Raw genomic sequence first — 12,966 nt, 5'->3', positions numbered from 1 at the left:
ACGGCGGCGCCACGGACCCGCGAGCAGGCCGCATGATTCCAACGATCCTCCTCGCCCGCCGCGCATGACTCGCACGCCACGGCAGCAGGATTGACAGCGGGACCGCGGATCCGAGGTCTCAGGCGCCGAGGCTGTTGTAGAGGTCCTCGTCGACGGGCTCCAGCCACTCATTGGAGACGTTCTCACCGGGGACCGCGAGCGCGATGTGGCTGAACCACGAGTCGGCCGCCGCGCCGTGCCAGTGCTTGACGCCGGCCCGCGCGAAAACCGCCGTGCCGGGGGCCATGGGCACTGGCTCCGCGCCCTCCTCCTGGTACCAGCCCGAGCCCGCGGTGCACAGGAGCACCTGCCCGCCGCCGGTGGTGGCGTGGTGGATGTGCCAGTTGTTGCGGCATCCGGGGGCGAAGGTGACGTTGTGGACGCCGACGGCGCACTCGGGGTCGGTGATGATCTGCCGGAGGAAGGACTGACCTCTGAAGTACTGGGCGAAGGCCGTGTTCGGCTCACCGGTGCCGAAGACGTTGACGGCCTCGAAGGCGGGGTCGGGGGTGGCAGTGGCTGGATCGGTGGTCGGATCGCTGGTCGTGCTCATGCGCTCTTCTCATTCTCCTCGGGCGACGGTGGGGCCGCCGGAGTAGCCGCTCGGCCCGCGCGCCCTTGACACGCTAGGCGCGCGGCGCCGCCACTGCCAGGCACCGCCAGGGCCACCCGGCGCGCCGTCCCGGAGACCCCGGCGGGAAGCGAGGTGGGGCCGCCCCCACGGGGCGGCCCCACCATCACGTGGCCTCGGGCCGGGAGCGCATCCCCGGCTCAGGTCTTGGCCGCGTGAACGATGACGACGGACCACGGCGCGACGACGACCTCGCCGTCGAGCGCCTGCCCGGATCCCTCGGGCCAGCAGTTGCACTCGGGCTCGGCCCAGGCGGCGGTATCGGCGATCCGCCGCCACTGGACGTCGCCCTCATAGCCGGGCACCTCGAAGGCGACGGCGTCGCCGGCCATGTTGATCATGGCGCAGAAGGCCTCGCCGGGGCCGTCGATGAGGACGCGCAGGGCCCGATCGCCCTCCTGCGGCGAGCCCTCGCCGCTCGGGGTCCGGAAGAGGTAGGAGACGTCGTCGCCGCCGACCTGGTCGTCGCCCCAGGAGGCCTGGTGCAGGGCGGGGTGGTCGTGGCGCAGGCGCATGAGGAAGCGCGCGAAGCGGAAGAGCGGGTTGACACTGCCGCTGGGCGCGTCGAAAGTGCCAAGGTTGTTGTGGTAGGAGGCCTCGACGCCCGCCTCGACGGGCACGCCCTGCGGGTCGCTCGTGGCCAGCATCGCGTAGTTGTTGCGCATGGCGGCGGTGTCGATGGCCCACGGGTTGTTGTTGCCGTTCTGGGTGCGGCCCAGCTCGTCTCCGGCCACGATCATGGGGACGCCGCGCGAGAGCATGAGGATGGTCCACAGGTTGCGCAGGCGCACGCGGCGCAAGGATTGGTCGCCGCCACTGTCCCATGACAGGTTGTTGTCGTTGCCGCCATCGGAGGGGCCAAAGGGGTCGGGCTGGTCGTTGGACTTGTTCTGGTAGGAGACCAGGTCGGCCAGGTTGAAGCCGTCATGGGCCACAATGAAGTTCACGGACTTCTGCGGTCCGCCGTTGTCGGCGAAGTGGTGGTAGTCGCCGTTCACCATGTCCAGGAAATCGATGGTGTTGCCGTCACCCTTGGTGAAGCGGCGCACGGCGTCGCGGTAGCGGCCGTTCCACTCGCCCCAGCCGCGCGGGAAGTTGCCGACCTCGTAACCCCACAGGTCCCAGGCCTCAGCGATGACCTCGATGTTCTCCTGCTCGGCCAGGTCGGCGATGGCGGTGAGCAGCGGATGGTCGGTGAAGAAGCGCTTCTGGGCGCCCCAGTCCTCGGCGGCGGCGGCGCCGGGCTTGCGGCCCAGCACGGTGGCCAGGTCGAAGCGGAAGCCGTCCACGCCCATGTCGCGGCACCAGTAGCCCAGGGAGTCCAGGACGAGTTGGCGGGCCACCGGGGAGGAGTAGTTCAGCTGGTTGGAGGTGCCGGTGGCGCCATCCACGAGCATCTTGGAGTCGGTCATCTGGTAGTACTCGGCGGTGGCGAATCCGCCCAGGCTGGTGAAGCCGGTGGTGTTGACGTCCCCACCCCAGTTGCCGCCCTCAGCAGTGTGGTTGTAGACGACGTCCAGGTACACCTCCAGGCCGGCGGTGTGGAAGGCGGAGATCATCTGTTTGAATTCGCGGGTGGGTCCGCCCCAGGACTTGTCGGAGGAGTACTGGCGGTTGGGGGCGAAGAAGGACAGGGTCATGTAGCCCCAGGCGTTGGTCTTGCCCGGTCGGCAGGACTCGGAGTTGTTGGTCTCGTGGACGGGCAGCAACTCAATGGTGGTGACGCCGATGGATTTGAGGTACGGCGCCAGCATTCCGGCGCCTTTGTAGGTGCCCAGGTACTCGGCGGGAATATTCGCTAGGCCCGCAAAACCGGCCTGTCCGTGCAGGAGGTCGGCTAGGTGAGCGGCGGAGGGGTGGCCGGTGAGTTGCCTGATGGAGGCCTCGTAGATGATGGCCCGCTCCTGCGGTAGCTCGGGCTTGGGCGCCATGGGGGTGGCATCGGCGACGACGACGCCCTTGGGCGCGTAGGGGGCGGTGTCGATCTGGCGGCGGGGCACGCCGTCCACCAGTTCCCCGCCGGTGCCCAGCACGCCGTCGTTGACGCCTAGTTCCGCTAGAGCGTCGGTGTAGACGTTGTGGGTGACTTCGCGGGCGTAGGGGTCGAAGAGGACCTTGTTGGGGTTGAAGCGGTTGCCCTGTTCGTCTAGGTCGGCGTTGAAGCCGGTGGTGGAGCCGGGGGTCCAGGACTCCTCGTAGGACCAGTTGGGGCCCCAGGCGCGGTAGCCGAAGAGGGTGCCGGCGGGGGCGTCGGAGAGGCGGGCGCGCCAGACGCCGTCGCTGCCCTTGGCGGGCAGGAAGGTGGCGGAGGCGGTGGCACCCAGGGCCTGGGGGTAGATCTCCAGCTGGAGGCGGGTGGCGGCGGGCGCGTAGACGGCGAAGGTGGTGTCGCCGTCAGTGTCAGGGTGGGCGCCCAGGGGCCAGGTCGCGGTGGCCCAGGTGGATTCTGCAATTGCGGAGGGTGTTGCCATGCCGCCATCATCGCATTGCGACGGCGGGAGCGCTGTGGCGAAGCTGGCTCCTACGCCCGCCGCGAGATCGGGGCATCGGTGCCGCAAGATCGGGACATATGGCTCGCGAAACCGGTAGGGCGACCCTTAGTTCCGGTGGATAACTGCCCCGCGCCCCCGCAGCAGCACCGACCTCATCCACCAGGCCTGACTACCCCTGGATGGGCGGATCCATTGGAATCACAGTGCCCGTCTGCCGCCATTGACTCTGGTACTTGCAGGCCCTCAGCCTCCTCCGCTCAGCGGCGACGGCGCAGCATGACCAGCGAGGCCGTAAACCCCGCCACCGCCCAGCAGGCCACCACGGCCCACGGCCGCGAATCGACCGGAAACTCCTGCGGGGACATCCCGCCACGCACCAGGTGCCCCATAGATTCGAAGGGCAACCACTCGTGCAGGCTCCGCCCCCAGGCGGGCAGCCGTTCAGCCGGGTAGGCGATGGGGGTGAACAGCATCGTGCCCATGATGAAGACCTGGGTACACATAAGCGTGCCGACCTTGCCGAAGGTGACGGCAGGGACGTAACCGATAGCGGTAGCGCAAAATGCCACCAGCAGTACGGCTGGCACCACGGACCAGCTGGGTGAGAACTCCAGCCCGTACCGCCAGCCGGCCACCAGTACGCAGGAGATCAGTCCCGGCAGGGCCAGGGCTATCCACACCAACATGTCCCCCAGAACGAAAGCAGCCCGGGGAACGGGCAGGGTGAGCATCCACTCGTACCCGCCCTCGGCACGGGTGTCGGCCACGGTCTGCGGGGCTACCACCAGCCCGAGCATCAGCAGGCAGACGGTCATGGAGGCGGTGCTCAGGAGCAGGCTAGTGCGGTGGTCCACGTCCCCGACGATCAGGCCGTAGCCAAGGGTGATAGCGGCAGCGATGATGACCTGCAGGGCTAGGTAGACGGGCAGGGCCATGGCCTGGCGGCGCAACTGCCACTGCATGAACAAGCCGAACTGCCTAAGGGTTCTCATTGGGACTCCTCGGCTTGCTGGGTTAGCTGGAGGTATAGGTCTTCCAGGCTGGGCGGCGCGTCGGGCCCACTAAACAGCTCGGCGCGGGAGCCTTCTGCGATAACCCGTCCGTGGTCGAGGAGGGTCAGGCGGTCGACGGCGGTCTCGGCTTCGCGCACGTTGTGGGTCACGAGCAGGATGGCAGCCCCGGCGTCCGCCACCTCCCTGACCTGCCGCCACAGCAGTTGGCGACGCACCGGGTCGACGTCATTGGTGGGCTCGTCGAGGGCCACTAGCTTGCCGGGGGCAACCACGGCCATGGCGAAGGCGGTCAGGCGCGCCACCCCGCCGGAGAGGGTCTGGCTGACGCGGTCAGCCCACTCGCCAATGTCGAGGGCCTCGATCAGCACGGCGGCCCGGCGCTTGCTCTCGGCTCGCGATAGGCCACGCAGGCGGCCAACGAGTTCGATCGCCTTGCGGGGAGCTAACCCGGAGACAGGAACTGTCCCTTGCGCCTGGACGCTCACCAGGCTTCGGGCAACCTCCGGGCGTGCGACGAGGTCGTGACCGTCTAGGTAGATGTTCCCCGAGGTGGGGCGCAGCAGGCCGACGATCTGGCGGATGAGGGTGGTCTTGCCAGCACCGTTGTGGCCGAGCAGGCAGTGTACATGCCCGGCAGGCACTTCAAGACTCAGGTCGATATTGGCCTGCACGGGACCGTGCCGGGTGGGAAAGGTGCGGCACAGGTGTGTCACATTGAGACTCATGACTCTCCTCTTGCAGATACCATACCGTTCGATATATCCCGTAAGGTATCACTAGAGGCGAGGGCAGGCAAGACCTTTCTCAACCCAATCCACTTACACCAACCCGCATACCGTTCGGTATCATGTGGGAATGAGCGACTCGGAACAGTCACCCGGGGTAACCGACGCCCTGCACGACCTGACGCAAGCTGTCGGCAGCCTCGCCCGCGCACTCACCCGCGATGCGCTCGACACCAGCACCACCGCCCAAGCCCGAGCCTTCAACCAGGTCTCGCGCCAGCTTCAGGAGGCCGCCGATACCCTGACGAAGAAAGCTGACGCCGCCTCAGGTCGGCTGAAGCGGGACCGTACTTCCACCCAGGAGGAGATCCTCGCAGCCACGAAGCGGGTGGTGGCCGCCAAGGGCTTCGCGGGCGCCTCGATGGCCGATATCGCAGCCGAGGCAAGGTTCACCAAGGGGGCGATCTACGGTTCCTTCTCCTCCAAGGAGGAGCTCCTCCTAGCGGCTGCCGACCGCCACTACGAGCTTCAGCAGGAGCAGCTGTCCGAGCACTACGTCAACGGCACCACACCCCAGACGTGGGAGGAGATGTGCCGCGAAGGGGGCACCGTCGACATCACCTTCGCCCTGGAGATCATCCTGTTCGCCATCCGTAACCCGGTGGGCCGCGCCCACACCGCCAGGCACATCAGCGAACTGCTGCAGGCCGCCGCTCGGCTCTGTGTCAAGACCGATGGGCAGGAGCCTGGGCCAGAGCACCAGGCCTTCGCATTCATCATGAGCTCGGTCTTCTCCATGGCCGGGCTCTACTCGGCGATCCTGGGGCCGGAGAACGCCAAGGACATATTCACTCACGCCGCCCGCCTCCTCGAGAGCCTGGGGGACTCCCTGACCCGCCTCGAGTAGCACCGAGGGGCATCGACTGTCTTGGCCAAGGCCTCGGCCAGGAGGCCAAGGCACGCCGTCAGAACAACGCGGGCAGGGTGGCCTCGACGGCGTCGCGCAGCTCGGAAAGCTCCAGAACCAACGGCGCTTCAGCCAGCAGGTCGGTGCCGGTGACTACCAGCAGGTCGCCGCCGGTGGTGCCGATCCGCGCCCAAGCCACACCCTCTGCCTCAGCGGCGGCGGCCACCACCCGCAGGGCCACCTCCGGCACGGCCACCAGGGCCCGGGCACCGGACTCGGAGAACAGGGCGGTGAAGTCGTCCACCTGGTCACGCCCCTGGATTTGGCCCAAATCAATGCTGGCGCCCACGCCACTGCGCAGTACAGCGTCTACCAAGGACTGGATTAGGCCGCCGTTGGACAGGTCGTGGGCAGCCCGCAGCACCCGGCCGCCGTCGTCGGGCAGATCTGCCGCGGAGAGGGCCAGCAGCACTCGCCCTAAAGCCATTTCTGCGGCCAGGTCCACGTGCGGCGGCAGGCCGCCCAGGTGGTCGTGAATGATGCGGGACCAAGCGGAGCCGTCAAGCTCCGCGGCGGTGACCCCCAGGGCCACCACCGCCAGGCCCTCTTCGTGCCAGCCGGAGGGGTTGGCGCGACGCACGTCGTCCATGACGCCCAGCACGCCCACCACGGGGGTGGGGTTGATGGAGGAGTCAATCAGACCCTTGACCTTGCCGTGAGAGTTGTACAGGGAGACGTTACCGCCGGTGACGGGCACGCCCATCTCTTGGCAGGCGTCGGCCAAACCGGTGATGGCCTGCACAAGCTGCCACATGGCGTCAGGGTCCTCGGGAGAGCCGAAGTTGAGGCAGTCGGTGACGGCTAGGGGCCGGGCGCCCACCGTGCAGACATTGCGGTAGGACTCGGCCAGGGCCTGGGCGGCGCCGGTGGCCGGGTCGAGCTTGGTGAAGCGGCCGTTGGCGTCGGTGGCGATGGCGATGCCCCGGCCGGTGGCCTCGTCCACGCGGATGACACCGGCGTCGTCGGGCTGGGCCAGGGCGGTGTCACCGCGCACGAAGCGGTCGTACTGGTCGGTGACCCAGGCGGGCGAGGCCTGATTGGGGCTGGTCACGAGCGCGCGGATCTGCTCGGCGAGGTCCTGGGCACTCTCGGGTCGGGGCAGGCGCGCGGTGGTATCCGCATTGAGGGCGTCCTGCCAGGAGGGGCGCGCGTAGGGGCGGTCGTAGGTGGGGCCCTCGTGGGCGACCGTGCGCGGGTCCACATCCACGATGCGCTCCCCGAAGTGGTCGATGGTCAGGCGGCCGGAGCCGTTGACCTCGCCGATGACGGCGGCCTCGACGTCCCACTTGTCGATGACGGCCATGAAGTCGTCGAGCCTGTCGGGGGCGACGACGGCCATCATGCGCTCCTGCGACTCGCTCATGAGGATCTCGCCCGCAGTGAGGGTGGGGTCGCGCAGCAGGACATTCTCCAGGTCCACGTGCATGCCGCCGTCTCCGTTAGAGGCGAGCTCACTGGTGGCGCAGGAGATACCGGCAGCGCCAAGGTCTTGAATGCCGAGGACTAGCCCCGCCTGGAATAGGTCCAGGCAGCATTCGATCAGAACCTTCTCCATGAAGGGGTCGCCCACCTGCACACTGGGGCGCTTGGCGGGCATGCCGTCCTCAAAGGACTCAGAAGCCAGGATGGAGGCCCCGCCGATGCCGTCGCCGCCGGTGCGCGCCCCAAAGAGCACCACCTGATTGCCTGCCCCGGAGGCGTTGGCTAGGTGGATGTCCTCGTGGCGCAGCACGCCGACGCACAGGGCGTTGACCAGGGGGTTCTCCTGGTAGGAGGAGTCGAACTCGGTCTCACCGCCGATATTGGGCAGGCCCAGGCAGTTGCCGTAGCCGCCCACACCCGCCACGACGCCGTGGACGACGCGGGCAGTATCAGGGTGGTCTACGGCGCCGAAGCGCAGTTGATCCATGACGGCCACGGGCCGGGCTCCCATGGAGATGATGTCGCGGACGATCCCGCCCACGCCGGTGGCGGCGCCCTGGTAGGGCTCCACGAAGCTGGGGTGGTTGTGGGACTCGACCTTGTAGGTGACGGCCCAGCCGTCGCCGATGTCGACGACGCCGGCGTTCTCCCCCATGCCGACGAGCAGGTGCTTCTTCATCTCAGGGGTGACCTTGGCGCCGAACTGCCGCAGGTGCTTCTTGGAGGACTTGTAGGAGCAGTGCTCGGACCACATGACCGAGTACATGGCGAGCTCGGCGGTAGTGGGGCGGCGGCCGAGGAGGCGCTTGATGTCCTCGTACTCGTCGGCCTTGAGGCCGAGCTCGGCCCAGGGCATCGCCTGATCGGGCGTCGCCGCGGCGTCGGCGACGGTGTCGGGGTGCTCCACGGGGCGGGGGGCGGTCTCAGCGGTGCGGGCTGTGTGAGCCATGCGGCTGCTCCTGGGGGTGAGCGGGAGGGGGCCACGACCGAGGATACCCGGCAGGTGGGAGCGGCCGGTCATGGGTCCCCCAGGTGAGCCGGTCGAGGGGCGCGCTCGGCGATTCGAGATGAAGACGCGCCCCAAAGGTGCGCCCTCTCACACGCGGACAGGGCAAGATCGTGCCATGAGAACCATCGACGTCGCTCCACTGCCCCTGTCCGAGCTCGAGCCCCACCTCGACGAGGTCGCCGCGCACCGGCTCCGCGACGGTGCGGCGGCCGCTCAGGCGCTCCTGGAGGGGCGCGCCCTGTGGACCGTGACCCCCACGGACCAGGCGGGCGCCGGCCCCGTGGAGACCGTGGCCCCCCTGGTGGGCTATGCCCGCGGCCTGGACGTCGACGCCCGATGGCTGTGCCTGGACGCACCGGCGGAGTTCACCGCCCTCAGCGGGCGCCTGCACTCGTGGATCCACGGGGACATCGGGGACCGCGGCCGCCTGGGGGACAAGGAGCGCGACCTCTACGAGCACACGCTGGCGTCCAATGCGGAGAACATCGCCGGGGATGTCCGCGAGGGCGACATCGTCATCCTCCACGATCCCGCGACCGCCGGCCTGGCGCGCCCGCTCAAGGCGGCGGGCGCCGTCGTCGTGTGGCGCTGCCACGCGGGCGCGGACCTCGCCACCGCCGGCCCCGAGGGAGTCGAGGACGCCCAGCGCGCCTGGGCCTTCCTGGACCGCTACTTGGAGGATGCGGACTACGTGATCGTCTCCTGCGAGGAGTACCGGCCCCCCTTCACCGAGCCCGAGGCCTGCGCCGTCATCCCGCCCTCCATCAACCCCGACAGCCCCAAGAACCGCGTGCTCGACATGGACGAGGCCTGGTCGATCGCGCGCCTGGCGGGGATCTTCGACGGCGAGCCCCCCTTCGACGCCTTCCCCTTCATCCGCGGTGACGGCCGGACCGACGCGCTCCGGGCGGCGGCCGAGGGCGGCGAGGGCGGCGTCATGCGCGCCGGGGGCCCGGTACCGCTGGGGGCGCGGACGATCACGCAGGTCTCGCGCTGGGACCGGCTCAAGGGCATGAGGGAGGTGGCGATCGCCTTCGCGGAGAACCTCGGGGCCCTCCCCGACGACGCGCACCTGCTGCTGGTGGGCCCTCGCCCCGGGAGCGGCACCGCAGCGGCGCGGGTGCTGGACGAGGTCGTCGAGGCCGTCGAGCTCCTCCCCGCGGCAGCGCGCTCGCGCATCCACATCGCGGCGGTGCCCGCCCAGGACCGGGAGGTCAACGCCCTCGTGGTCAACGCCGTGCAGCGAGTGAGTTCGGTGGTCACCCAGCGCTCGATCGTCGAGGCCTTCGGGCTGACGGTGGCCGAGGCGATGTGGAAGAAGGCCCCCGTGGTGGCCTCCGGCGTCGGGGGGATCCGCACGCAGGTGACCGACGGCGTCGACGGCGTCCTCGTGGATCCGCATGACGGCGCTGCTTGGGCTCAGGCCGTGGCGGACCTGCTGCTCTTCCCCGAGCGGGCGGCGGAGATGGGGGCGACGGCGCACGAGTCGGTGCGCCGCTCCTTCCTGCCGGACCGGCATCTCCTACAGGTCCTCGACGCCCTCGCGGCGGCCCTTGAGAGGTCCTGAGGCCCGGCCCCAGCGGTCGGGCGCGCGCCTTCCCCCAGAGTTTTCCACAGGCTTCCTCCACAGGCATGTGCGCAGTGGAGGACGAGCCGAGAGATAGCGGGCCTCCGCCTGTGAAGGCGCCCTCACACCCACGATTGTGCCCCCGTATGTACCGCACGCGGGGGCACAAGTCTCTTTTCAGGGTGCGTACAGGGTCTTGCCAGGATTGGTCAAATCCCCGAGATTATGCGGTTTTCCTCACGTTTTGAACTCCGGGAGCCCCGTTTCCCGCAGCAGGCCGCCATTCCGAGGGGACGCCCGAGAAGCCGGCCCGGATATGGGGCCATTCCTCCCCGATCACGATGCCGACACGATTCCGGCACTTCGGTCTCAGAGCGATCAACACAGGCTTGTCCACAGCCCACCGGGCGACCTTGTGGATAACTCCCAGGCTTCTCACAGGTTCCCGCTCATGCTCCACGCGCAGCCGGGCGCCCCACTGCCCGGCCCTCTCATCCTGCCGGGTACGCGATCCGCCCCGGTGGGCGCGCGGCGCTCCCACCGGGGCGGATCGATGAGAAGCGGCTCAGGCGGCCACGAGGGAGCTGATGACCGACTGGAAGATCCGCAGGCCGTCTGTGCCGGTCCGGGGGCCGGCGGGCGAGTCGGGGCCGAAACCCGGCTCCACCGCGTGCTCGGGGTGGGGCATGAGGCCGACGACATTCCCGCGCTCGTTCCTCACCCCGGCGATGCCCCTCGCCGAGCCGTTGGGGTTGTCGATGTAGCGGAAGACGACGAGGCCCTCGCCCTCGAGGCGGTCGAGCTCCTCGGGGGAGGCGATGAAGTTGCCCTCGCCGTTCTTGAGCGGAACGACGATCTCCTCGCCGTCGTCCATGGACGCCGTCCAGGCGGTCGTCGTCGACTCCACGCGCAGGCGCTGCTCGCGGCAGTAGAACTTCTGGTGGTCGTTGCGGATGAGAGCGCCGGGGAGCAGGTGCGCCTCGGCGAGGATCTGGAAGCCGTTGCAGATGCCCAGGACCGGCATCCCGGCGCCGGCCGCGTTGATGACCTCGCCCATGACGGGCGCGAAACGGGCGATGGCGCCGCAGCGCAGGTAGTCGCCGTAGGAGAAGCCGCCGGGGACGACGACGGCGTCCACGCCCCTCAGGTCGGCGTCCTTGTGCCACAGGCTCACGGCCTCGCCGCCGGCCAGGCGGATGGCGCGGGCGGCATCGACGTCGTCGAGGGTGCCGGGGAAGGTGATGACTCCGATGCGGGCGCCGACGGGGCTGTCACTCACGGCTCAGTCCTCCTGGAGCGGGCGGATGGAGACGACGTCCTCGATGATGGGGTTGGACAGCAGGGTGCTGGCGGCCTGGGCGGCGTCGTCGAGGTGCTCCTGAGTGACGGGCCCCTCGACGGCGAGCTCGAAGCGGCGGCCCTGCCGCACTCCGGTGAATCCGGTGAGGCCGATCCTGGGCAGGCTCCCCATGACGGCCTTGCCCTGCGGGTCGAGGATCTCCGGCTTGGGCATGACTTCAACGACGATGCGTCCCAATGTGCTCTCCTGGGAGTTGAGGGAAGTGCGGCGCGATCAGTGTAACCAGTCCGCGCCCGCGCCAGCAGGAGTGACAGCACGGGCGGACACGGGTGCGGTTCGCCGGTTCGCCCTCGCTGGTGCGCTCTCCCCTGACCGGTGCGATGCGCTCCGACCGGTGCGTCCTGCCCGCACCTCTCGGAGCGGATCGCTGCACTCGGCAGCACTCGATGGGCGCCGGTGGCCTGACCCGGCCCTGGTGGCGGCGCGGGGCCCTAGATGCGGCCGAGCCAGTCGCCGGCGAGCTTGAGGGCGAGGATGCCGCCGATGGCCAGGGCGCAGGTGCCGATGAGCCAGGCGGGCCCCAGTACGAGGGCAATGATCGCGCAGACCACGGCGGCGGCGAGCATGAAGCCGCCGACGGCGCCCGCCACGCCGGCGGGGGCCTGACTCGACTGGTCCACCGTGGAGGTCCCCATGAGGGGCCGGGGGCCCGAGCCGACGGCGACGCGCGGCCCCGCCCCCGCGGGGGCGAAGCCGACGGGCTCGCTGTCAGCTCCGGAGGCGAGCAGGCGCTGGGGATCGGCGACGTCGACCTCGCCGGTGGTCAGCCCGGCGGCCACATCCACGACCGTGGGCTCCCAGCGCTGCGCCTCGCCGCGCACGGGCGTGCCCCCGGCCCAGGCGAGGTACCCGGCGGCGGAGACGAGTCCCGCGCCTCCCAGGACGACGACGAGCCAGGGCGGCACCCAGGGGTGCCCGTCGTTGGCGGCCGTGGCCAGGCGCATCGCCGAGGTGGTGGCCAGGAGGAGGCCGACGAGGGCGCAAGCGATCCCCGCCAGGCGCTGGCGCAGGACGGAGGCCGGCCAGGGTGTGCGGGCCCGTTGCAGGGGCGTGGGCTCCGTGGAGCGGCCGCGCCCGACGCCCCAGTCGGTGCCCCGGGGATTGCGGGACCGGCTGGAGGGGGCCGGGCCCTCGGAACGGTGGGCGCCGGGCCCGTCGGCGTTGGAGGGGGCGTCGTCGGTGATGCCGGAGCCGGGGCGAGGGGCACGGCCAAGGTCCTCGCCGAGGCCCAGGTCCTCGTCGGCGTCGATGATCTCTGCCTCGGACCACGTGGTGCGCCGGCGCCCGCCGGAGCCCTTCGAGGGCCGTGACTGGCCCCAGTTGACGGGACCGCGCTCGGAGGCCGGCCGCCGGTCGCGGCCGATGGGCGGGGTCACTCAGATCACCTGCCCGAGGATGGAGGCCAGGCCGAGGGCGATGAGGAGGAAGCCGAAGGCGGCCACGAGGATCTGACCGAGTCGCAGGAGGGACTCCCCGGTCGTGGTCCCGGAGAGGCGCTCGTCGGCGGCCCGGCCCAGGGATGTCGAGGCCAGCGCTGAGGAGACGGGGCCGGAGACGACGTCGAGGGCGGTGAGCTCGCGGCGACCGGTGGGCTCGGGCAGCGCGATGGCGGTGGAGCTGCCGGAGGGGATGACGGTCAGCTCGGCACCGGGGGCGGTGGGCCGACCGGGGGCGGTGGGCCGACCGGGGGCGCCCGCGGCGCCGACCGGGGCCGCGGCGCGCGTGCGGGCGGCCGCGGCGC

Annotated in this window: 10 protein-coding genes and 1 pseudogene; 2 read left to right on the top strand and 9 right to left on the bottom strand. The window is 70.1% G+C overall.

Features of this window, described 5'->3' with window-relative positions:
- Positions 1-118: 118 nt before the first annotated feature.
- The 4 genes from B1H55_RS04440 to B1H55_RS04425 form a co-directional block, all read right to left on the bottom strand.
- Positions 119-592, bottom strand: a complete 474-nt coding sequence (locus tag B1H55_RS04440) for a cupin domain-containing protein (protein WP_073452975.1) — start codon at positions 590-592, stop codon at positions 119-121.
- A gap of 218 nt (positions 593-810) precedes the next feature.
- Positions 811-3,141 carry a glycogen debranching protein gene (locus B1H55_RS04435; RefSeq protein WP_077240566.1) on the bottom strand — a complete coding sequence of 777 codons (2,331 nt, stop codon included), beginning with the start codon at positions 3,139-3,141 and terminating at the stop codon, positions 811-813.
- 278 nt (positions 3,142-3,419) lie between these two features.
- Positions 3,420-4,154, bottom strand: coding sequence for an ABC transporter permease (locus B1H55_RS04430; RefSeq protein WP_077240567.1), 735 nt, complete (start codon positions 4,152-4,154; stop codon positions 3,420-3,422).
- A complete protein-coding gene (locus B1H55_RS04425; protein WP_077240568.1) occupies positions 4,151-4,900 on the bottom strand; it encodes an ABC transporter ATP-binding protein in 750 nt (249 codons plus the stop codon). Before B1H55_RS04425 ends, B1H55_RS04430 begins: the two co-directional genes overlap by 4 nt.
- A gap of 130 nt (positions 4,901-5,030) precedes the next feature.
- Between B1H55_RS04425 and B1H55_RS04420 the strand changes: the two genes are divergently transcribed.
- Positions 5,031-5,807: a TetR/AcrR family transcriptional regulator gene (locus B1H55_RS04420; RefSeq protein WP_077240569.1), complete on the top strand. Its 777-nt coding sequence runs from the start codon at positions 5,031-5,033 to the stop codon at positions 5,805-5,807.
- A gap of 58 nt (positions 5,808-5,865) precedes the next feature.
- Here the strand turns inward: B1H55_RS04420 and purL are convergent, their stop codons facing one another.
- Entirely contained in the window at positions 5,866-8,238 is a 2,373-nt protein-coding gene (gene purL, locus B1H55_RS04415; RefSeq protein WP_077240570.1) for a phosphoribosylformylglycinamidine synthase subunit PurL, read from the bottom strand.
- A gap of 175 nt (positions 8,239-8,413) precedes the next feature.
- On the opposite strand from purL, the gene B1H55_RS04410 reads away from it, so the two are divergent.
- Complete coding sequence (locus B1H55_RS04410; protein WP_073452965.1) at positions 8,414-9,865, top strand: glycosyltransferase; 1,452 nt, start codon at positions 8,414-8,416, stop codon at positions 9,863-9,865.
- 565 nt (positions 9,866-10,430) lie between these two features.
- Here the strand turns inward: B1H55_RS04410 and purQ are convergent.
- From purQ to B1H55_RS12795, 4 genes and pseudogenes are all read right to left on the bottom strand, one after another.
- Positions 10,431-11,144 (bottom strand): phosphoribosylformylglycinamidine synthase subunit PurQ, encoded by a 714-nt coding sequence (gene purQ / locus B1H55_RS04405; protein ID WP_073452963.1) that lies wholly within the window; start codon positions 11,142-11,144, stop codon positions 10,431-10,433.
- A 3-nt stretch (positions 11,145-11,147) separates the two neighbouring features.
- Positions 11,148-11,402 carry a phosphoribosylformylglycinamidine synthase subunit PurS gene (locus B1H55_RS04400; protein WP_077240571.1) on the bottom strand — a complete coding sequence of 85 codons (255 nt, stop codon included), beginning with the start codon at positions 11,400-11,402 and terminating at the stop codon, positions 11,148-11,150.
- Between the two features lie 254 nt (positions 11,403-11,656).
- Positions 11,657-12,601, bottom strand: coding sequence for a PsbA protein (locus tag B1H55_RS04395; protein ID WP_231952732.1), 945 nt, complete (start codon positions 12,599-12,601; stop codon positions 11,657-11,659).
- Positions 12,602-12,966, bottom strand: a pseudogene (locus tag B1H55_RS12795) (hypothetical protein); the annotation flags it as partial.

This window comes from Actinomyces denticolens (genome assembly GCF_002072185.1).
Lineage (GTDB): Bacteria > Actinomycetota > Actinomycetes > Actinomycetales > Actinomycetaceae > Actinomyces > Actinomyces denticolens.
The sequence above is the reverse complement of the archived record's forward strand: the minus strand, read 5'-3'. Positions and strand labels throughout refer to the sequence as shown.

Bases quoted from the DNA above. Each gene is read 5' to 3' on its own strand.
- B1H55_RS04440 (WP_073452975.1), bottom strand. From the start codon at position 592: ATGAGCACGACCAGCGATCCGACCACCGATCCAGCCACTGCCACCCCC.
- B1H55_RS04435 (WP_077240566.1), bottom strand. From the start codon at position 3,141: ATGGCAACACCCTCCGCAATTGCAGAATCCACCTGGGCCACCGCGACC.
- B1H55_RS04430 (WP_077240567.1), bottom strand. From the start codon at position 4,154: ATGAGAACCCTTAGGCAGTTCGGCTTGTTCATGCAGTGGCAGTTGCGC.
- B1H55_RS04425 (WP_077240568.1), bottom strand. From the start codon at position 4,900: ATGAGTCTCAATGTGACACACCTGTGCCGCACCTTTCCCACCCGGCAC.
- B1H55_RS04420 (WP_077240569.1), top strand. From the start codon at position 5,031: ATGAGCGACTCGGAACAGTCACCCGGGGTAACCGACGCCCTGCACGAC.
- purL (WP_077240570.1), bottom strand. From the start codon at position 8,238: ATGGCTCACACAGCCCGCACCGCTGAGACCGCCCCCCGCCCCGTGGAG.
- B1H55_RS04410 (WP_073452965.1), top strand. From the start codon at position 8,414: ATGAGAACCATCGACGTCGCTCCACTGCCCCTGTCCGAGCTCGAGCCC.